The 18,118-nt window shown below is 72.0% G+C and carries 21 protein-coding genes; 13 read left to right on the top strand and 8 right to left on the bottom strand.

Annotated features, from left to right (window positions below):
• Positions 1–123: 123 nt before the first annotated feature.
• Positions 124–888 carry a hypothetical protein gene (locus FB471_RS15700; protein ID WP_141999106.1) on the bottom strand — a complete coding sequence of 255 codons (765 nt, stop codon included), beginning with the start codon at positions 886–888 and terminating at the stop codon, positions 124–126.
• Between the two features lie 65 nt (positions 889–953).
• Between FB471_RS15700 and FB471_RS15695 the strand changes: the two genes are divergently transcribed.
• Entirely contained in the window at positions 954–1,160 is a 207-nt protein-coding gene (locus tag FB471_RS15695; protein ID WP_141999104.1) for an RNA polymerase sigma factor sigma-70 region 4 domain-containing protein, read from the top strand.
• Between the two features lie 5 nt (positions 1,161–1,165).
• Positions 1,166–1,717, top strand: coding sequence for a Clp protease N-terminal domain-containing protein (locus tag FB471_RS15690; protein WP_141999101.1), 552 nt, complete (start codon positions 1,166–1,168; stop codon positions 1,715–1,717).
• Here the strand turns inward: FB471_RS15690 and yczE are convergent.
• Positions 1,677–2,339, bottom strand: a complete 663-nt coding sequence (gene yczE, locus FB471_RS15685; RefSeq protein ID WP_141999099.1) for a membrane protein YczE — start codon at positions 2,337–2,339, stop codon at positions 1,677–1,679. The genes FB471_RS15690 and yczE overlap by 41 nt on opposite strands.
• 61 nt (positions 2,340–2,400) lie before the next feature.
• On the opposite strand from yczE, the gene yczR reads away from it, so the two are divergent.
• Positions 2,401–3,873, top strand: coding sequence for a MocR-like transcription factor YczR (gene yczR, locus FB471_RS15680; RefSeq protein ID WP_141999097.1), 1,473 nt, complete (start codon positions 2,401–2,403; stop codon positions 3,871–3,873).
• A 438-nt stretch (positions 3,874–4,311) separates the two neighbouring features.
• On the opposite strand, the gene FB471_RS15675 is transcribed toward yczR, so the two are convergent.
• Together FB471_RS15675 and FB471_RS15670 are read right to left on the bottom strand one after the other, a co-directional pair.
• Positions 4,312–5,490, bottom strand: a complete 1,179-nt coding sequence (locus tag FB471_RS15675) for a hypothetical protein (protein ID WP_141999095.1) — start codon at positions 5,488–5,490, stop codon at positions 4,312–4,314.
• Positions 5,491–5,770: 280 nt separating this feature from the next.
• Entirely contained in the window at positions 5,771–6,934 is a 1,164-nt protein-coding gene (locus FB471_RS15670; RefSeq protein WP_141999093.1) for a pyridoxal phosphate-dependent aminotransferase, read from the bottom strand.
• A 185-nt stretch (positions 6,935–7,119) separates the two neighbouring features.
• Between FB471_RS15670 and FB471_RS15665 the strand changes: the two genes are divergently transcribed.
• Positions 7,120–8,412 carry a DUF445 domain-containing protein gene (locus FB471_RS15665; protein WP_246076719.1) on the top strand — a complete coding sequence of 431 codons (1,293 nt, stop codon included), beginning with the start codon at positions 7,120–7,122 and terminating at the stop codon, positions 8,410–8,412.
• Positions 8,413–8,596: 184 nt separating this feature from the next.
• On the opposite strand, the gene FB471_RS15660 is transcribed toward FB471_RS15665, so the two are convergent.
• Positions 8,597–9,082, bottom strand: a complete 486-nt coding sequence (locus FB471_RS15660; RefSeq protein WP_141999091.1) for a CGNR zinc finger domain-containing protein — start codon at positions 9,080–9,082, stop codon at positions 8,597–8,599.
• 90 nt (positions 9,083–9,172) lie between these two features.
• On the opposite strand from FB471_RS15660, the gene FB471_RS15655 reads away from it, so the two are divergent.
• Positions 9,173–9,550, top strand: a complete 378-nt coding sequence (locus FB471_RS15655; RefSeq protein ID WP_141999089.1) for a VOC family protein — start codon at positions 9,173–9,175, stop codon at positions 9,548–9,550.
• Between the two features lie 6 nt (positions 9,551–9,556).
• On the opposite strand, the gene FB471_RS15650 is transcribed toward FB471_RS15655, so the two are convergent.
• Together FB471_RS15650 and FB471_RS15645 are read right to left on the bottom strand one after the other, a co-directional pair.
• Positions 9,557–10,738 carry a mandelate racemase/muconate lactonizing enzyme family protein gene (locus tag FB471_RS15650; RefSeq protein WP_141999087.1) on the bottom strand — a complete coding sequence of 394 codons (1,182 nt, stop codon included), beginning with the start codon at positions 10,736–10,738 and terminating at the stop codon, positions 9,557–9,559.
• Positions 10,739–10,748: 10 nt separating this feature from the next.
• Complete coding sequence (locus FB471_RS15645; RefSeq protein WP_141999085.1) at positions 10,749–11,888, bottom strand: M24 family metallopeptidase; 1,140 nt, start codon at positions 11,886–11,888, stop codon at positions 10,749–10,751.
• Between the two features lie 72 nt (positions 11,889–11,960).
• On the opposite strand from FB471_RS15645, the gene FB471_RS15640 reads away from it, so the two are divergent.
• The 8 genes from FB471_RS15640 to FB471_RS15605 all read left to right on the top strand — a co-directional run bounded on the left by FB471_RS15640 (position 11,961) and on the right by FB471_RS15605 (position 17,370).
• A complete protein-coding gene (locus tag FB471_RS15640; RefSeq protein WP_141999083.1) occupies positions 11,961–12,863 on the top strand; it encodes a LysR family transcriptional regulator in 903 nt (300 codons plus the stop codon).
• Positions 12,864–12,874: 11 nt separating this feature from the next.
• Positions 12,875–13,267: a TFIIB-type zinc ribbon-containing protein gene (locus FB471_RS15635; protein WP_425457105.1), complete on the top strand. Its 393-nt coding sequence runs from the start codon at positions 12,875–12,877 to the stop codon at positions 13,265–13,267.
• A gap of 6 nt (positions 13,268–13,273) precedes the next feature.
• On the top strand, positions 13,274–13,909 hold the full coding sequence (locus FB471_RS15630) for an AAA family ATPase (protein ID WP_141999078.1): 636 nt from the start codon (positions 13,274–13,276) through the stop codon (positions 13,907–13,909).
• A 164-nt stretch (positions 13,910–14,073) separates the two neighbouring features.
• Positions 14,074–14,517 (top strand): helix-turn-helix domain-containing protein, encoded by a 444-nt coding sequence (locus FB471_RS15625; protein ID WP_246076426.1) that lies wholly within the window; start codon positions 14,074–14,076, stop codon positions 14,515–14,517.
• The gene (locus FB471_RS15620; RefSeq protein WP_425457065.1) at positions 14,517–15,224 is read left to right on the top strand and encodes a hypothetical protein; all 708 of its coding nucleotides are present in this window, start codon (positions 14,517–14,519) and stop codon (positions 15,222–15,224) included. Before FB471_RS15625 ends, FB471_RS15620 begins: the two co-directional genes overlap by 1 nt.
• A gap of 99 nt (positions 15,225–15,323) precedes the next feature.
• Positions 15,324–15,620 (top strand): DUF2516 family protein, encoded by a 297-nt coding sequence (locus FB471_RS15615; protein ID WP_141999076.1) that lies wholly within the window; start codon positions 15,324–15,326, stop codon positions 15,618–15,620.
• A gap of 10 nt (positions 15,621–15,630) precedes the next feature.
• Positions 15,631–16,185 carry a YbaK/EbsC family protein gene (locus FB471_RS15610; RefSeq protein ID WP_141999074.1) on the top strand — a complete coding sequence of 185 codons (555 nt, stop codon included), beginning with the start codon at positions 15,631–15,633 and terminating at the stop codon, positions 16,183–16,185.
• A 168-nt stretch (positions 16,186–16,353) separates the two neighbouring features.
• The gene (locus tag FB471_RS15605) at positions 16,354–17,370 is read left to right on the top strand and encodes an NADP-dependent oxidoreductase (protein ID WP_281287400.1); all 1,017 of its coding nucleotides are present in this window, start codon (positions 16,354–16,356) and stop codon (positions 17,368–17,370) included.
• A 172-nt stretch (positions 17,371–17,542) separates the two neighbouring features.
• On the opposite strand, the gene FB471_RS15600 is transcribed toward FB471_RS15605, so the two are convergent.
• A complete protein-coding gene (locus FB471_RS15600) occupies positions 17,543–18,091 on the bottom strand; it encodes a TetR/AcrR family transcriptional regulator (RefSeq protein WP_141999072.1) in 549 nt (182 codons plus the stop codon).
• Positions 18,092–18,118: the final 27 nt, after the last annotated feature.

Below are 18,118 nucleotides of genomic sequence, written 5' to 3'. Positions count from 1 at the left end.
TGTTCAGAAACGACCCAGCGACCGCGGGCCGCCAGGCCCGTGCGAGCGGTCGTCGCGAGTTACGGCACTGGTGGCGCACGCAACGGACCTGAATAACCCGACATTTGAGTAAGGCACCGTGACTCACCGGTCGAACTCGACCAGCACCAGGGCCTGGTCGTCGTGCCGCTTCGCGCGCGGCCAGCGGTACCCCTGCGGGTCGGCCTCCTCGGCGGCGCGCACCTCGTCCAGCACAGCCCGCGGCCCCCGGGCGCGCGCCAGCGCCAGCATCCCCGGCCAGTCGAAGAGGTGGTAGTCGTCCACGCCGACCGCCACGCCGTCGGTGGCCAGCAGCGCCGCCTCCAGCCGATCCCGTGGCCAGCTCGCCCTGCGCGCCTGGCGCGCGGCGGCCGGATCGGCCTCGGCGACCCAGAAGCCGCCCTCGGCGTTGCGCAGCGCGCGCACGTCCGTCCCGGTGCGCAGCCGGCCCTCGCCGCGCAGCGTGGTGATCCGGTCGTCGCTGAGCACCTGTGGCCCCTCGGGCCCGAACGCGACCACCGGGCTGTCCGCGAGCACGAGCGCGTCCACGGTGTCCGCACGCCAGCGCAGGATCGTGACGGTGCTGGACGGTGCGTGGCCGGGCCGCAGCTCGTGGGCGGTGGCCACCTCGGTGATCGCGGTGGCGAGCAGCTCGCCGAGCTTGACGTCCGGGTCGGCCCGCAGGTCATGGGCCAGCCGTTCGGTCAGCAGCCCGGCGTACCAGCCGCCGCTGGGCAGCCGCGGGCTCGGTGAGGTCGCGCCGTCCAGCAGCAGCACGGCGTTGTCGAGCACCACCACGTGGTCCTCGCTGGGACGCGGCCGCCCGTCCGGGCCAAGGCCGGGCCGTTCGGCCACCGAGATCTCGGGCACCAGCCGACACTAGCTCCGTCAACTGGAGTTGACATATGCGGCGACGTCAACGTAAGTTGACGAGTATGAGTGAGGTAACCGATCTGGCCGCCATGGTCGGCGATCGCGATCCCCGGGTGGGGCTGCGGGCCGTCGCCGCGCTGCGCAGACTGCTCGAACAACTCGAGGCCGTGCAGGTGCGCAGCGCGCGCGTGCAGGGCTGGTCGTGGCAGGAGATCGCGAACGAGCTGGGCGTCAGCAGGCAAGCCGTGCACAAGAAATACGGGAGGTAGCGCGGATGTTCGAGAGGTTCACCCGCGACGCGCGGGTCGCGGTCATCGACGCGCAGGCCGAGGCGGTCGAGCAGGACGCGATCGAGATCGACACCACGCACCTGTTGTTCGGTCTGCTCGGACCGGTGGAGGGACTGCTGGCCGACCTCGGTGTGCGGCCGGAACTGCTGCGCGAGGAAGTGGCAAAGGTGCGCCGCAGGGGCGGGATCACCGACACCGACGCGGCCGCGCTCGGCGAGCTCGGTATCGACGTCGAGCAGATCGTCGACAGGGTGGAACAGGTGCACGGGGCGAATGCCCTCGCGGGCCGGGCGGTGGAGCCGAAGCGGCGCAGGTGGTTCGGCCAGCGGGCGCACCGGCCGTTCACCACCGAGGCCAAGCATGCCCTCGAGCAGAGCCTGCGGGAGGCGCTCGAGCTGAGCGACCGGCACATCGGCCCCGAGCACCTGCTGCTCGCGCTCGCCACGCGGCCGGGCCCGGTGGCCGATGTGCTCGCCGCGTACGGCGCGGACCACCTCACGCTGCGCAGGGCGCTGACTCGCCGGCAGGTCGGCTGACCGGCCGTTCCCGCCAGGTCACCCGGCGCAGGAAGGCCTGGGTGAGCGGGCCGATGCTCAGGGCGTACAGCACGGTGCCCCCACCGAGGGTGCCGCCGAGCAGCCAGCCGACCGCGACCACGGCCACCTCGATGCAGGTACGGATCAGCCGGATCGAGCGGCCGGTCCGCCTGCTGAGCCCGGTCATCAGCCCGTCCCGCGGGCCGGGGCCGAGCCGGGCGCCGACGTAGGTCGCGGTGGCGAAGGCGTTCAGCGCCACGCCGCCGAGCAGCAGCGTGAGCTGCCAGCCGAAGGTGTGCTGCGCGGGCAGGACCAGCCGGACGAGGTCGACGACCGCCGCGATGATCACGATGTTGGCCACCGTGCCCACCCCGGGCCGCTGCCGCAGCGGTATCCACAGCAGCAGCGCGGCCATCGAGGCCAGCGCGGTGACCGTGCCGAAACTCAGCCCGGTGTGCTTCATCAGGCCCTCGTGCAGCACATTCCACGGGTCAAGGCCGAGACCGGCCCTGGTCATCATCGCCATGCTGACGCCGTAGAGGATCAGGCCCCCGACCAGCTGGGGGAGCCGGCGGGCCGGGGCGACGGACACGCGGACCGGATGCAGAACTGGTTGAGCCACGCCGGACACTATTCGCTCGATTGGCTGGCCTTGCCATAGCCAATAAGTAATAATTGGACTGATGAACCTGCACATCCCACCGGGTGGACGGATATCGGGTCCAAGATTGGCTTCTTTGCTGGGGGTTTGGCGCCGTGGCGGCTCGCGACGCGGTGCCGGGGATCTCGCGGCGGCCGTCGAGCTGCAGGTGCTGGACGGCCAGTTGCCGCTGGGCACCCGGTTGCCAGCGGAGCGCGAGCTGGCCGAGGCCCTCGGCGTCAGCCGCACCCTGGTGGCGACGGCGCTGGACCAGTTGCGCGCGGGTGGCATCGTCGCCAGCAGGCGCGGCTCCGGATCCTGGGTGACCGCACCGGGCGGTGGTGGGCTGCCGCCCGCGCCCCGCTCCGGCGAGGACCTGATCGACCTGGCCAGGGCGGCGCCGCCGGCGTTGCCCGGCCTGATGGGCGCCGTGGACGCCGCCCGCCGCCGGCTGTGCGCGGAACTGACTGGGCACGGCTACACCGGCAGTGGCCTGCTCGTGCTGCGCGAACGCATCGCGCAGCGGTACACCGCCCGCGGCCTGCCGACCACGCCCGCGCAGGTGATGATCACCAACGGTGGCCATCACGGCTTCGTGCTGGCCCTGCGCATGCTGGTCGGTCCCGGGGACCGGGTGCTGGTGGAACAGCCGACCTACCCGAACGCGGTGGAGGCCATCCGGTCCGCCCACGCCCTCCCGGTGCCGGTCGGGGTGAACGGCGACGTGCAGGACGGCACGGGCGGCTGGGACCTGGACGGTATGGAGGCGGCGCTGCGCCAGGCCGCGCCCCGGCTGGGCTACTTCATCGTGGACTTCCACAACCCGACCGGGCTGCGGCTGGACACCGAGGGCCGCAGGCGCCTCGGCGCGGCACTGGCACGGACCCGAACCCCGGTGGTGGTCGACGAGTGCCTTGCCGAGCTGGACCTGGAAGGTGATCCGCCGGACGGCCCCGCCCCGCTCGGTGCCTTCGGTGGCGACTGGGTGATCAGCGTCGGGACCGCGGCCAAGACGCACTGGGGCGGGTTGCGGCTGGGCTGGCTGCGTGCCTCGGAGGAGCTGATCTCCCGGTTGCAGGCCACCCGGTACGCGCTGGATCTCGGGTCGCCGGTGTTCGAGCAGCTGGTGCTGGCCGAGTTGCTCGCCGACCCCGAGCCGATGCTGCGGCGGCGCAGGGCCGAACTGCGCACGCAGCGGGACGAGCTGGCCGCGGCGGTGCGCGCGGAGTGCCCGGAATGGGACTTCCAGCTACCGAGCGGCGGATTGTCCCTGTGGTGCCGGCTGCCCGAGCGGATGAGCACCCGGCTGGCGGTGGCCGCGGGCAACCACGGTGTGCAGGTGGTGCCGGGGTCCCGGTTCGCCGCGCACGGCGGCCTGGAGAGCTGGCTACGACTGCCGTACACCGAGCCGGCGGAACGCCTGCGTGACGCGGTGCGCCGGCTGAGCGCGGCGGCGGCCTCGCTGCGTGCCGGTGCCGCGCCCGCGGGCCCGAGCTGGGACGTCCCGGTGGCCTGACGCGAAACAGCCGGCGCGCTGGATCAGCGAGCCCGTCGCTCCAGGGAGGTGGGACGGCGGTGTGATCCAGCGCACCGGCTGTGCGCCGCGGCGGCTTCCCGGCATAGCCCCTCGACACCCCGGGGGCCGCCAGCGGTTTCAGGCGCGCATCGAACCGGTGTTCCCGCTCGGCGCGGTGAGCAGGAGCTGGCGATGCGCGCCCGGTGTAGGTCCCGGCGTCGCGGGGGCAACGCGACGCCGGGACCGGCTCCCGATCCGGCCGGGCGCGGTCGGCCGATCGGGAAGACGAGTGCTCATGGGTCCGATCCCTCAAGGTTTTTCACGGTGATGCACCGCGGTGGGCGGCCGCTCAACGGAAGTGGGTGCAGCGGTCGAGTCGGAAAACCAGAGAAGTTGATCTTGATTTGGGCGCGGCTCACCCCAGGGTCAGGGCCCTGGTCAGTCCGGGGAGGCCGGTGGCAACGTGGCGTCCTTGCCCGTGCCGCCGGCGTCGTGGTCCCGGCTGCTGCCGAGTAGCTGGAGCTGGGTGGTGTCGGCGTTCGAGCCCAGCACCGCCAGTGGCTGGCGGCCCCCGCCGGAGTGATCGTGCGGTGAGGTGAGGCTGCAGGTCGGGCCCGCAGGGGTAAGGGGGGCCGCAGGGGTGCGCGTGGGGTCGGACCCACCGCCGGACCCACCGCCGGATCCACCGCCGGCCCTGGCGGTGCCCGCCTCGGAGTCCGGGCCGTGGCCGGCCGGTCCGATGCCGCCGCGGACGAGTGGAGCCTGCTTCTCGTGCCACCCGGGGTCGGCCGGGGTGAGCGGCGGCTCGGTGTCCGGTTCCGGTGCGGCCGCCGCCTGCTCGGGGGCGACCTGCTCCGGCTGGGCCGGACCGCTGGGCGCGGGCGTACCGCGTGGTTCGCGATCACCGCCCGTGCCGGACCGGGTTTCGTCCCGGCCGAGGTCGGGCAGCAGCGAGGGCACGTCCCGGATCGGCAGGATCGACGGTTGCTCGCAGTGGTCGGTGACCGGCTCGAGGATGACGTCCACGCTGCGCACCAGGCCGCCCACCATGCCTTCGGTGAGCCCGCCGACCAGGCCGAGCAGCCCGCCGCCGCGCTGCGGGGTGGCCCGCGGCGCCTCGGCGACCGGCTGCCGCGGTGCCATGGTGACGGCCTGCTTCACCCGGTTGGCGGGCTCAGGGCGCGCGGCGTGCTCGAGGTGCGCGGCCTTGCTCGCGACCGCCACGGCGGTCGACTCGGCGGCGGGCTTCTTCGTGCCGGTCCGGGACTCACCCGAGGTGCGGGTGCCGGACTCCGGTCCGGGCGTGCTGCCGGTCGACGCGGAGGTCGGCATGGCGGAGGTCGGCATGGCGGAAGTACCGGCAGGCCGGGTCGTCGGCGGCTCGGCCTGCTCCGGCGGTTCAGCCCGCGACGGCGTCCTGGGGATGTCCGGGGAGGCGGTGGTCGCGCTGCTCCCGCTCCCGCTGTCCGTGGCGGGGAGTTCCTCGGCCGCGACGCCCGAACCGAGCGCCCCGATCAGTAGCCAGCCCGCGGCGGAGCAACCGGCGGCGACCAGCAGCCGCACCACGACACGCGGTGCCGCGGCGCTGGGCTGGGGCACCGATCCCGTGCCGCGCATCGCCACCACCACCGTCCGGGCCTCGGCTCACCTGATCGTCAGCCGATCTTGTCTGGTCTCATTCGGCCAGGCCGCAGTTCCCCTTGAGGCTGCGTTATTTCTAGCATCGGTGGCGAGTGTTTCACCTCGATCGCGTTCGATCCACCCCGTACGGCGGAACGGACATACCGGCTTCGGTGTCACCGGAAGCCGAGTTGATCACAGAGTGTTGATAAAAACGCTGGTCAGCCGGGTAGGTGGACACTGAGAAGTACCACGCCCCCGCGCCGGGGCGCGGGGGTCACCCGAGCTTGTGCAGCCGGTCGATCGCTTCGTCCAGCACCTCATCCCGCTTGCAGAACGCGAAGCGCAGCACATGTTTCCACTCGTCCGGATGATCAGTGAAGACGTTGACCGGTACCGCGGCCACGCCGATCCGTTCCGGCAGCTGCCAGGCGAGCTCGGCCGCGTCGGCGAAGCCGAGCGGGCGCACGTCGGCGCAGACGAAGTAGGTTCCGGCGCTCGGGCGGACGGCGAACCCGGCCTCGGCGAGGCCGGCCGAGAGCCGGTCCCGCTTGCCGGCAAGGCCGGTGCGCAACCGCTCGACCCAGCTCAGTTCGTGCTCGAGGGCGTACGCCACGGCCGGCTGCAGCGGCCCGCCGGAGACGAAGGTGAGGAACTGCTTGGCCGCCTTGACCGCGCCGAGCAGCTCCGGCCGCGCGCATACCCAACCGACCTTCCAGCCGGTGCAGTTGAAGGTCTTGCCCGCGCTGGAGATGGAGACCGTGCGCTCGGCCATACCGGGCAGGGTGGCCAGCGGGATGTGCTCGGCATCGTCGTAGACCAGGTGCTCGTACACCTCGTCGGTGATCGCGATCAGGTCATGCTGCCCGCAGACCGCGGCGATCGTCTCCAGCTCGGTCCTGGTGAACACGGTGCCGGTCGGGTTGTGCGGGGAGTTGACCAGGATCGCACGGGTGCGTGGGGTGACCGCGGCCCGCAGCGCCTCCGCGTCCAGGGCGAACCGACCCCCGTTCGAGGCCAGCGGCACGGTACGCCTGGTCGCCCCGGCCATCGCCACCGCGGCGGCGTAGGAGTCGTAGTACGGCTCGATGACCAGGACCTCGTCCCCCGGCTCGGTGAGTGCCAGCAGGCTGGCCGCGATCGCCTCGGTGGCGCCGGTGGTGACCAGGATCTCGCCGTCCGGGTCGAACTCGAGGCCGTAGCGGGCGCGGTGCCGGGCGATGGCGGCCCGCAGCTCCGGCCGCCCGGGGCCGGGTGGGTACTGGTTGGCCCCGCCGAACAGGGCGTCCTTCGCCGCGTCCAGCATCCCTGCCGGTCCGTCCGTGTCCGGGAAGCCCTGGCCGAGGTTGACCGCGCCGGTGCGCACGGCCAGCGCCGTCATCTCCGCGAAGATGGTCGAGGTGAACGGCCGCAGGCGGGGAACGAGAGCGGGTTCGCGCATGATGAGCGATCCTCGCGGACAATGACGTCGTGAAGCAACTGACAGGGCGGCTGCGAGCGGCTCGAACCCGTGGCGGCGAGCGGAGGAACGCGCGCCCGGCGGAGCCCACGAGCCCGGGAGGTGACGACCGTGACCGGAATCCGAGCCTCGCCGAGCCGGTCGTGTCGCGCGTTTCCGGACAGGCACTGACGGCCGGCGAGACCTGGAAGCCCGCCGACCCGCCCGGCGGCCTCGCCGCCGAGGAGAGCAAGCGCCGCGGCCTGCGCAGGATGAAGCTGGTCGCGCTGTCCTTCCTGCTCGGCGCGCTGGTGATCTTCCTGCTGACCAGCTGGGCCCAAGCCGCGGGCTGGCCGGGCTGGGTGGGATACGTACGAGCGGCGGCGGAGGCGGGGATGGTCGGCGCGCTCGCCGACTGGTTCGCGGTCACCGCGCTGTTCCGGCATCCGCTGCGGTTGCCGATCCCGCACACGGCGATCATCCCGAACAAGAAGGACGCGCTCGGCGGCAGCCTCGGCGACTTCGTCGGCAAGAACTTCCTCTCCGAGCAGGTGGTGCGGGAGAAGCTGCGCCGGATGGAGATCTCCCGGCGGCTCGGTGGCTGGCTGGCGCAGCCCGCCAACGCCGAGCGGGTGACCGCCGAGCTGGCCACCGTGGTCCGCGGCGCGGTGACCGTGCTGCGGGACGAGGACGTGCAGGCGGTGATGGAGCAGGCCGTCGTCCGCCGGATCATCGACCGGCCATGGGGACCGCCGCTGGGCAAGCTGCTCGGGCAGGTGTTCGACGACGGCGCGCATCACAAGCTGGTCGACCTGGTGTGTGACCGGGCCTACGAGTGGGTCCGGGACAACCACGAGACGGTGCTGCGGGTGGTGTCCGACCGGGCGCCGACCTGGTCACCGAAGTTCGTGGACGCCATGCTCGCGGACAAGGTGTACGGCGAGGTGCTCGCCTTCTCCTGGGCGGTCAAGACCGACGTGAACCACCCGATGCGGATCGCGCTGGACAAGTTCCTCGCCGAGTTCGCGCAGGACCTGCAGCGGGACCAGGAGACGATGGCCCGCGCCGAGCAGGTCAAGCAGCAGGTGATCGAGCATCCCGAGGTGCAGCGGCTGATCGGCTCGGCCTGGTCGACGGCGAAGGACCTGCTGCTCACCGCGGCCGAGGACCCGTCGAGCGAGCTGCGCACCCGGGTCCGGGAGGGCCTGCGCGGCCTCGGCGCGAAGCTGGGCTCCGAGGACGCCCTCGGCTCGAAGACGGACCGCTGGGTGGAGGACGCGGCGGCGCATGTGGTGCTCAACTACTCGACCGAGATCACCACGATCATCAGCGACACGGTGGAGCGCTGGGACGCCGCGGAGACCTCCCGCAAGATCGAGCTCCAGGTGGGTCGCGACCTGCAGTTCATCCGGATCAACGGCACCGTGGTCGGCGCGCTGGCCGGGCTCGCCATCCACACCGTCGCGCACGCCTTCTTCTGACTCTTCCGAGTAGAGAGGTCACCCTTTCGGCGGTAGCCCTACGGGGTTATCCACATACGGAGGCGTTATCCACAGTCGCCCTGTGGATACAGCTCTGGCCGGGAGCGAGTGTGGACGCGCCGGCTGTCCGGCGTGTTTGCCCGCCACGCGCACGCGTTGGCCGTTCGCGTACGGCCGGAGCGCGTCAGTCCTCGGCCTGGGCGGCGCGCTCGCGCCAGCTACGGGCCTTCTCCCGGTTCCCGCAGGTCTGCATGGAACACCAGGTGCGGGAGCGGTTGCGCGACCGGTCGTAGAAGGCCCAGCGGCAGTCGTCGGCAGGGCAGATCTTCACCCGCTCCCACCGGCCGAGCACGGCCAGCCGGGTGGCCGCGGCGAGCACCGCGCCCACGGCGGTCGAGGGCACCAGCTCGGGGGTGTCGGCGCGGAGCTCGACCCGCACGGTCGCGTCCGCCGGGCCCGGTGGCAGCGCCGGGTCACCCACGGCCGCCCGCAGCGCGTCCCTGGCCTCCCTGGCTTGCGGCAGGGAGCCGGCCGCCAAGTCGCGTCGCTCGGTCCACACCCGCCAGGACTCGGCCGTGCGCAGCACGTCGGTGTCGTGCTCGGCATCGACCGTGTTGAGGAAGTCGAGCACGAGTGACACATCGGAGGACTCGGCTACCTGCGTAGACACCTCCTCACTGTAGGTCAACCGGGTTGTGCCGGACTGCCGTAACTAGCATAATCATTTAGCAGGTTATTCCCTTCCGGTAAGGAGTCCCGAATGAGCGCCCCCAGCACGACCGCGGTACCCACCTTCGGCTCGGTGGTCCTGGACTGCCCGGATCCCGTCGCGCTCGCCGCGTTCTACGCCGACCTGCTCGACTGGCCCGCGGCGCGGGGTGAGGACGGTTGGTACACGCTGAGCAACCCGGCGGGTGGCCCGAAGATCGAGTTCCAGCGGGTCGCGGACTACCGGCCGCCGGAATGGCCGTCCCCGGCCAGTCCGCAGCAGTTCCACCTCGACCTGACCGTGCCCGACCTCGCCGCCGCGCACGAGCGCGCGATCCGGCTCGGTGCCACGGTGCTGGACACCAAGCCCACGTCCTTCTGGGTGTACGCCGACCCCGCCGGGCACCCCTTCTGCCTGTGCGCCTGCTGAGCTGGTTCAGAACTTCGGCAGCGCCAGCGGGGCGGACACGGCGGCCGGGTCGTGGAAGGCGAACCGTTCGCCCTGGGCCCGGAACAGTTCCGCGTACTTCGCCACCCGCTCGGGATCGAGTCGCACACCGAGTCCCGGTCCTTCCGGCACCGCGAGGCTGCCCCGCACGGTGGACTCCACGGCGCCGAAGCCCTCCGTCACGTCGTCCGCGAGCAACGCGGCGTAGCCCTGGTTGGCGTACCGGAAGTTCGGCGTGGCGGCGATCGCGTGCACGGCGGCGGCCAGCGCCACTCCGAGCTCGCCGAGGCTGTGCTTCACCACCGGCAGGCCGGCGGCCTCGCACAGGCCGGCCGACCGCTTCAGGTTGAGCAGCCCACCGTCCATCTGGTTGTCCACCGAGAGCACGTCCGCCGCGCCCGCGTTGATCACCGCCAGCTGGTCGTACCTGGTCCAGCTCGCCTCGTTCGCCAGGATCGGCACGCCCACCCTGCCGCGCACGTAGGCGAGTTCGGCCAGGTTGCGGCCGGAGACCGGTTGCTCGACCAGCTCCAGGTCGTACGGCTCCAGCCTGCGGATCATCCGCACCGCGGCGCCGGGCGACCATGCCTCGTTCGCGTCCACCCGCAGCAACGTCGAGTCACCGGCCCCGGCGCGCAGCGCGGCCACCCGCTCCAGGTCCACCTCAGGGTCGTCCGCGCCGACCTTGAGGTAGCAGGTGGAGAAACCGGCCGACGCCGCGCGCGCCGCCTCCTCGGCCACCTGCTCGGGGGAACCGGCGGCGACGTAGTAGAAGAACTCCACCCGGTCCCGGAAGCGGCCGCCGAGCAGGTTCACCAGTGGCTGCCCGCACAGCTTGCCGACGATGTCCCAGCAGGCCATCTCCACCGCGGCGATCGCGGGGCTGGTCGCCTTGACGTGATGCCAGGTGCCCACCAGCTCGATCCCGCGTACCAGCCGTTCGATCCGCCGCGGGTCCGCGCCGAGCACCATCGGCTCCAGCCCGCGCAGCACCGCGAGCACGATCTCCGCGCTCGGGTACGCCGCCGCCTCGCCGAGGCCGGTCACCCCCTCGTCGGTCTCCACCTCGAGCAGCACGCTGACCTGCCCGCGCCTGCGCCCGAAGGCCCAGACCTCCTCCCTGCGGTAGGGCACTGCCACCGGGGTGGCCCGGAAACTCGTGATACGCATGAACACTCCCTCAGCCGAGCCTGATCAGCTCGCGAGTCGTCGTGGTGAGTCGTTCCGTTCCCTGCGCGGTGACCAGCACGGTGTCCGAGACCACGTGCCCGCCGACCCAGGACATCAGGTGGAAGGTCATCCCGGCGGCGACGCGCACCTGCCCGCCCGGCCGGATGCCGAGTACCTCGCCGCCGCCGACCCAGCTCGGCGGGAAGCCGATCCCGACCAGGTAGCCGCAGTGGTGCCGCACCCGCTCGCCGGGCCCGACCGCCGCCTGCCAGGCCGCGTACACCTCGCCGGTACGCGCCCCCGGCCGCAACGCCGCCGCGGCCGCGTCCACACCGGACAGTGCCTGCGCGTGCGCCCGCACCGCGCCTTCCGGTGGCTCGCCGAGATAGACGGTGCGGCTCAGCGGGGCATGGTAACGCCGGATACACCCGGACAGCTCGATGAACAGCCCCGTTCCGGACTCCAGCAACCGGTCGCCCCAGGAGACATGCTCCTGGTCGAGCATCCACAGTGGACGTATCAGGGGCGCGAAACCCGGTTGCTGGCCGCCGTGGGTGAACATCGCGTGCCAGGCGGCCGCGGCGACCTCGCACTCCGCAGTACCGGGCCGGGCCGCGCCGATCGCCGCCAGCATCGCGGCATCGGACACCCCGGCCGCCCGCCTGATCAGCGCGATCTCCGCCGCCGACTTCACCGCGCCGGTGGCGGAGATCAACGTGGTCGCGTCCCGCCACAGCCGGTCGGGCAGCCCGGCGCGCAGCCGCGCGTGCACCGCGGGCGGGAAGAACATCGCGGCGTCCTCGGTGCCGATCGCCCCGCCGCGCGGCACCACCTCGGCCAGCGCACCCCCGGCCACGGCGGCGGGGTCGTCGCCGTCCCCGAAGGTCACGTGCCGGCAGCCGGGTAGCTGGGCCCGGATCGTCGGCCGCTCCATCTCCCTGGTCACCAGGGTCAGTGGCCCCTCGGCGGGCACGATCAGCAGGGTGAACGCGAAGTACCCGAGGTGGTCCAGCCCGGTCAGGTAGTAGACGTTCTCCGGGCCGGCCACCGCCACCGCGGAAAGCCCGTCCGCGGCCATCCGGCCGCGCAGTGCGGACACCCGCGTCTCGTGCTCACTCGCGGGCGCACCGGAAACCAACTGTGCCGTCACGCCGCCAGCGTGCGGCCGAACCGAGCGTTAGCACCAGTGACGATTTTTGACGCCTGCCGTTAGTGTTCCTACATGCTGGATGTGCGCAGGTTGCGCCTACTCCGCGAGCTGTCGGCGCACGGCACCATCGCCGCCACCGCCCGCAGCTGTGCGCTCACCCCCTCCGCCGTCTCCCAGCAGCTTTCCCTGCTGGAGCGCGAGGTCGGGGTGCCGCTGCTGTTCCGGGAAGGGCGCGTGCTGGTGCTCACCGAGGCGGCCAGGGTGCTGGTCACGCACACCGAGCGGATCCTCGCCGACCTCGAGCGGGCCCGTGCGGAGGTCGCGGAGCTGACCTCCGCGGTGCGCGGGGTACTGCACCTGGCGGCCTTCCCCACCGCCGCGCGCACCCTGGTACCCGGCGCGATCACCGACTGCCGCGAGGCGCACCCCGACCTGCGGGTGCTGCTGGCCGAGCGGTCCAGCCCGGAGGCGGTCACCGAGCTGAAGGCGGGCGGCATCGACCTCGCCCTGATCCACGAGTACAACCTGCTGCCCCGGGTGCGGGACGCCGGCGTGGACACCGAGCCGCTGGCCCGCGAGCCGCTGCTGGCCGCGCTGCCGCCCGGCCTGCACCCCGGAACCCGCCCGCTCACCCTGGAAGCGCTGGCCGACCAGCCGTGGATCGCCCCGCACGGCGACGAGGCGCTGCGCGCGATGCTGGAACGCGCCTGCGGTATGGCCGGGTTCAGCCCGCGGGTGGACTACGTGAGCAGCGACTACACCGCGATCTTCGCGTTGGTCCGGGCCGGGCTCGGGGTGTCGCTGGTCCCGCGGATGGCGCTGGAGACGGCCGCCGAGGACATCCGGCTGACCGAGCTCGCCGAGCCGGAGCTGCACCGCACGGTCTCGGCCGCGATGCGTGCCGGCAGCCGGACCAGCCCGCCGATCGCCGCCCTGCTCGCCGCGCTGCGCCGGACCGCGGCGGAGTATGCGTGATCCGTTATCCGTTGCGTAGGCTGTCGGCTGTGATTTGCCCCAAATGCCAGAACATGATGCGGACCGTCGACAAGCAAGGCGTGCACATCGACCAGTGCGAGGGCTGCCGCGGGATCTTCCTCGACCACGGTGAGCTGGAGCGAGTCGTCAGCGCGGAGAACGCCTACTACGGCCAGTCCGCGCCGCCCCCGTACCAGCCCGCCCAGCCGCACCAGTCCGCTCAGCCGCCTCCGCCCGGCTACCACGGTGGGCACCACGGCCACAGCGACTCGCCGCGCCCCTACCGGGGTGGCCACGGCGACTCGCCGCGCCCGTACCGGGGTGGCTACGGGGACTCGCCGCGCCCGTACGGGCATGGCCACAAGAAGCGCAAGCGCAGCTTCCTCGACGGCCTCTTCGACTAGCGGCCGGTGCTCGACCCCCGGATCTGTCCGGCCTGCGGTGATCGCGCGGAGCGCCCACGTACCGAGGGGGCACGGCCGGTGCTGTGCTGCGCGCTCTGCGGGCACCGCTGGCCGTTCCGGCGGTTGCCGCTGTTCGCGTTGACCGGACCGAGCGGGGCCGGCAAGTCGACCGTCGGCCCCGCGCTTGCCGAGCGGCTTGCCGATCGGGTCGTCGTGCTTGAGCAGGACGTGCTGTGGACCGGCGGGCTGCGCGATGACGTGGACGGCCACCCGCTGTTCCGGTCCACCTGGCTGCGGATGGCCGCGATGATCCACCAGAGCGGGCGCCCGGTGGTGCTGTGCGGCACCGTGGTGCCCGCCGAGTTCGAACCCCTGCCGGAGCGGACGCTGTTCGCCGACATCCACTACCTCGCGCTGGTGGCCGAACCGGACGCGCTCGCCGCCCGGCTGCGCGCCCGGCCTGCCTGGCGGGAGTGGTCGCCGCCGCGGATCGCGGAAATGCTGGAGTTCAACGACTGGCTGCGGGCCGGCGCCGCGGAGATGACCCCGCCGGTGCGATTGTTCGACACCACCGAGGCGCCGCTTGCCGCCGCCGTGGACGCGGCCTGCGCATGGATACGCGCCGGGCTGGGAAGCCTCTGACAGAGCGTCCGAGCCTCGCCGAGTCGATCGTGTCGCGCGTTCCGGACGGACACTGAGCGGCACCGTCTCGGGTGGTCGGGAACACACTCGAAGGTTGCAAGCATAGTGCTTGCTATAGCTAGCACTCGTGCGTACCGTGGATGTTGTTCGAGGAGGTGACCGTGATGACCGAACCGCGGGCCGATGGCCACGGTGAGTCGCACGGTGCCACCGGTCCCATCGAGAAGGTGACCGACCTCGGGCGGGACATCGGGGAGTACATCCGGCAGCAGCGCAACACCGCGAAGATCTCGTTGCGGCAACTGTCCAAGCTGGCCGGAGTGTCCAACCCGTATCTCAGCCAGATCGAGCGCGGTGTGCGCAAGCCGAGCGCGGAGATCCTGCAGCAGATCGCCAAGGGGCTGCGGATCTCGGCCGAGGCGCTCTACGTCCAGGCGGGGATTCTCGATCTCCCCGCCGGAGGTCCGGTGCCCGAGGCGATTCGCGCCGACGCCGGGCTGACCGAGCGGCAAAAGCAGGTGCTGCTCGACGTCTACGAGTCCTTCCGCCGCGAGAACGCGGCCGGAGACGGGGACCACAACAGCGACCAGACCTCAGTCCAGGAGTGATGACCATGGCCACCGCCAAGGATGGCAAGACCACCAAGACCACCGAACAGACCGGGGTGAACGCCGCGCTCGAGCAGGTGCGTACGCCGCTGCTCGCCGCGCTCGGCGCGGGCAACCTGGCCAGTCAGGCCGTCGTCGACGCGGTCGGCAAGGCCCGCGAGCGGGTGACCGAGGGCAGCGAGTCCGCCCGCAAGACCTTCGAGGACCTGCCGAACGAGGTGGAGTCCCTGCGCGGCAAGCTGGACCCGGCCGAACTGCGCAAGCTGATCGACGAGTACACCGATGCCGCGGTGAAGCTGTACAACAAGCTCACCGAGTCCGGCGAGCAGGCCTGGGACAAGATCGCGGCCCAGCCGCAGGTCAAGCGGGCCATCGAGCAGCTGGAGGAGGCCCTGAACACCGCCGGTGACCGGGTGGAGGACGTGGCCGGTGAGACCCGCGAGCGGGTCGACGAGGTGCTGGCCAGGGTGACCAAGCGCACCCGTTCCAGCGGGGAGCAGGCCGCGCGCACCGTGCAGGAGGTCGCCGGCGAGGTGGCCGAGCGGATCGAGGACGCGGGCGAGGACCTCGCGCACGAGACCCGCAGCGCCACCCGCAAGGCCGCGAACAAGACGGCCAAGGCCACCAGCACCCCGCGCGGCGGCAGCACGAGTTCCAGCACCACCAAGAAGTCCACGAATGGCAGCAGTGGCTCGAAGAGCAGCTGAGGGACACGAGTACCGCGGCTCACTTCCCCGGTGCCGCGCGGCGGTGCCGGGAAGTGGGCGGCGCGGGGCGTTCCGCCCGGATTGCCGTAGGCTGGTGCCGTGCCGCTGTTAGTGTATTGGATCACCGAGGCCATCCGCTGGGCCGGCGCTCTGGCTGGTCTGTTCGCCTTCGTGCACGCGCTGTCCCAGCGTGCCGACGCCTACACTGCCGCGGACCGCAAGACCAAGCCGATCTGGCTGGCGATCACCGGCGGCTCCACCGCGGCGATGGCGCTGTTCGCCTTCTTCGGGCCGGGCATGATCTTCTGGTTGGCCGGACTGATCGCTGCCCTGGTCTATCTCGTCGACGTCCGGCCGAAGCTCATCGAGGTGCAGCGCGGCGGCCAGAGCTGGTAGGTCTGTACCCGTGCGTACCTGGAATATCGCCGGCTCGCTGACCGTCGAGCCCGCCACTCGCCGCCCGGACCTGCTGGCCGAGCCGGTCGCCAAGGCGCTGCCCGCACTGCCGAAGGCCGAGGAGCTCGGTGTCGTCGAGATCGACCCCGAGCTGGCCGATACCGCCGAATTCTGCGCCGCCTACGGCTCACCCCCCTCCGCTTCGGCGAACTGCGTGGTGGTCGCGGGCAAGCGGGCAGGTGAGCTGCGCTACGCGGCCGCCATGATCCTCGCCACCACCCGAGCCGATGTGAACAACGTGCTCCGGCGCAGGCTGGACGTCCGCAAGGCGTCCTTCGCGGCCATGGACGAGGCGGTCGAGCTGACCGGCATGGCCTACGGGGGCATCACCCCGCTCGGCCTGCCCGACGGCTGGCCGGTGCTGGTCGACGAAGCCGTCGCCGCCGCGCCCGAGCTGGTGATCGGCAGCGGGCTGCGTGGCAGCAAGCTGCTGGTCACCGGGGACCTGCTGGCCGGGCTGCCCGGCGCCGAGACGGTGCCCGGCCTCGGCAAACCAGTGAGCTGAGCGGCGCGGCGGGTGCGCGAGCCCGAGCCGGGAACGCTGGTGGAGACCGATGCGAACTCCGGCGGACGCTCGCCCCTGGCGGGCTGCGCCGGACCTACGGGGGCGTGCTCGGCAAGCTCGACGAACTCGCGCGGCAATCGTGACCGGCCGCGGGTAGCCTGCGCGGACGTGAGCGTTTCCAAGCAAGCTACCGAGATCCGGCTGGCTTCCCGCCCGCACGGTCGGCCCACCATGGACAACTTCTCCATTGTGGACACCGAGATGCCGGCACCCGGCCCCGGCCAGGTACTGGTGCGCAACCTCGTGATGAGTGTCGATCCGGCGATGCGGGGCCGGATGAACGACCGGAAGTCGTACGTCGAACCGTTCGAAGTGGGCAGGGCCATGCTCGGTGGCGCCGTCGGCGCGGTCGCCGAGTCACACGTGGACACATTGCGCACGGGTGACCTCGTACTGCATCAGCACGGCTGGCGCTCGCACGCTGTGGTGGACGCCGACCAGGTGGTGCCGATCGACGCCGAGGCCGCGCCGTTGACCGCCTACCTCGGGGTGCTCGGCATGCCGGGGCTCACCGCCTACGCCGGGCTGTTCGACGTGGCCGGGTTCAAGGCGGGGGACACCGTGTTCGTCTCCGGTGCCGCCGGCGCCGTCGGTTCGCTGGTGGGCCAGCTCGCCAGGCTGAACGGGGCGGAGCGGGTGATCGGCAGCGCGGGTTCCGCGGACAAGGTGGCTCATCTCACCGGTGAGCTCGGGTTCGACGCCGCGTTCAACTACAAGGACGGGCCGGTCGCGGAGCAGCTGCACGCCGCGGCCCCGGACGGGATCGACGTCTACTTCGACAACGTCGGCGGCGAGCACCTCGAGGCCGCGATCGACGCGATCAACCTGCACGGCCGGATCGTGGTCTGCGGGATGATCTCCCAGTACAACGCCACCGAGCCGGCCTGCGCCCCGCGCAACCTCGGCCAGCTCATCGTCAAGCGGTTCACTGTCCGCGGCATGCTCGTGCTGGACTACCTCTACCTCCAGCAGCAGTTCATGGCCGAGGTCGCCCCGCTGGTGGCCGAGGGCAGGATCGCCTACTCCGAGACGATTGTGGACGGCCTGGAGAACGCCCCGCAGGCCTTTCTCGACCTGCTCGACGGCGGCAACACCGGGAAGATGCTGGTCCGCATCGCGCACTGAGCCGCGTGCCGGTCAGTGCCTGTTGGTCAACGCGCGGCACGATCGGCTCGGCCGGGCTCGGGCTCGATTGTCACCTTCGCGGGTACAGCGCTCGGCCTCGCCGCTCGTGGGCTGCGCCGCGCGCTTTCCTCCGCTCACCACAAGCAGCTGTATCCGGTTCACCAACAGGCTCTCAGGCCAGCAGCCACCGCGCGGTCAGGTCGAGGACCTCGGCGCGGTCGCGCGTGCCGTGGTCGGCGGCGAGCAGGTGGTTCCCGATGGCCACCGAGAAGGCCACCATGCTGCGGATCTCGACCTCCTCCTCGTCCCGGCAGAAGGTGCCGAACAGGGTGCGCAGGTAGCCCATCCGGCTGTTGTCCACGCGCCGCAGGCGTTCGGCGACAGCCGGGTCGCGCCTGGACCAGTCGCGGACCGCGAGATCGACCGGCAGCAGGGCTTCGGAGAAGGTGAGCGCGCCCGCCCGCCGCGCCTTGGCCCTGGCGTCCCCGCCCTCGGTCTCGACCCGCTCGATCACGTCGTCGGTGCTCTTCCGTTCCCAGGTGTCCAGCATCTCCTCCAGCAGCGCGCGCCGGTCCTCGAAGTGCCAGTAGAAGCCGCCCCTGGTGACCCCGAGCGTCTTCGCCAGCGGTTCGACCCGGACGGCGTCCGGCCCGCCCGCGGCGAGGGCTTGTAGCCCCACCTCGATCCACTTGTGCCGAGGGGTGCGTGTGGGGGCCGCCATGGTCGCTCCTCGTCGGTGTGATGTCCG

The organism is Amycolatopsis cihanbeyliensis, from assembly GCF_006715045.1.
In the GTDB taxonomy this organism is placed as follows: domain Bacteria; phylum Actinomycetota; class Actinomycetes; order Mycobacteriales; family Pseudonocardiaceae; genus Amycolatopsis; species Amycolatopsis cihanbeyliensis.
Note: the sequence above shows the minus strand (reverse complement) of the source record. Positions and strands in the feature narration are given on the sequence as shown.

Bases quoted from the DNA above. Each gene is read 5' to 3' on its own strand.
- FB471_RS15620 (WP_425457065.1), top strand. From the start codon at position 14,517: ATGACCATGGCCACCGCCAAGGATGGCAAGACCACCAAGACCACCGAA.
- FB471_RS15670 (WP_141999093.1), bottom strand. From the start codon at position 6,934: ATGCGCGAACCCGCTCTCGTTCCCCGCCTGCGGCCGTTCACCTCGACC.
- FB471_RS15625 (WP_246076426.1), top strand. From the start codon at position 14,074: ATGACCGAACCGCGGGCCGATGGCCACGGTGAGTCGCACGGTGCCACC.
- FB471_RS15690 (WP_141999101.1), top strand. From the start codon at position 1,166: ATGTTCGAGAGGTTCACCCGCGACGCGCGGGTCGCGGTCATCGACGCG.
- FB471_RS15675 (WP_141999095.1), bottom strand. From the start codon at position 5,490: ATGCGCGGCACGGGATCGGTGCCCCAGCCCAGCGCCGCGGCACCGCGT.
- FB471_RS15650 (WP_141999087.1), bottom strand. From the start codon at position 10,738: ATGCGTATCACGAGTTTCCGGGCCACCCCGGTGGCAGTGCCCTACCGC.
- FB471_RS15640 (WP_141999083.1), top strand. From the start codon at position 11,961: ATGCTGGATGTGCGCAGGTTGCGCCTACTCCGCGAGCTGTCGGCGCAC.
- FB471_RS15655 (WP_141999089.1), top strand. From the start codon at position 9,173: ATGAGCGCCCCCAGCACGACCGCGGTACCCACCTTCGGCTCGGTGGTC.
- FB471_RS15695 (WP_141999104.1), top strand. From the start codon at position 954: ATGAGTGAGGTAACCGATCTGGCCGCCATGGTCGGCGATCGCGATCCC.
- FB471_RS15600 (WP_141999072.1), bottom strand. From the start codon at position 18,091: ATGGCGGCCCCCACACGCACCCCTCGGCACAAGTGGATCGAGGTGGGG.
- yczR (WP_141999097.1), top strand. From the start codon at position 2,401: ATGAACCTGCACATCCCACCGGGTGGACGGATATCGGGTCCAAGATTG.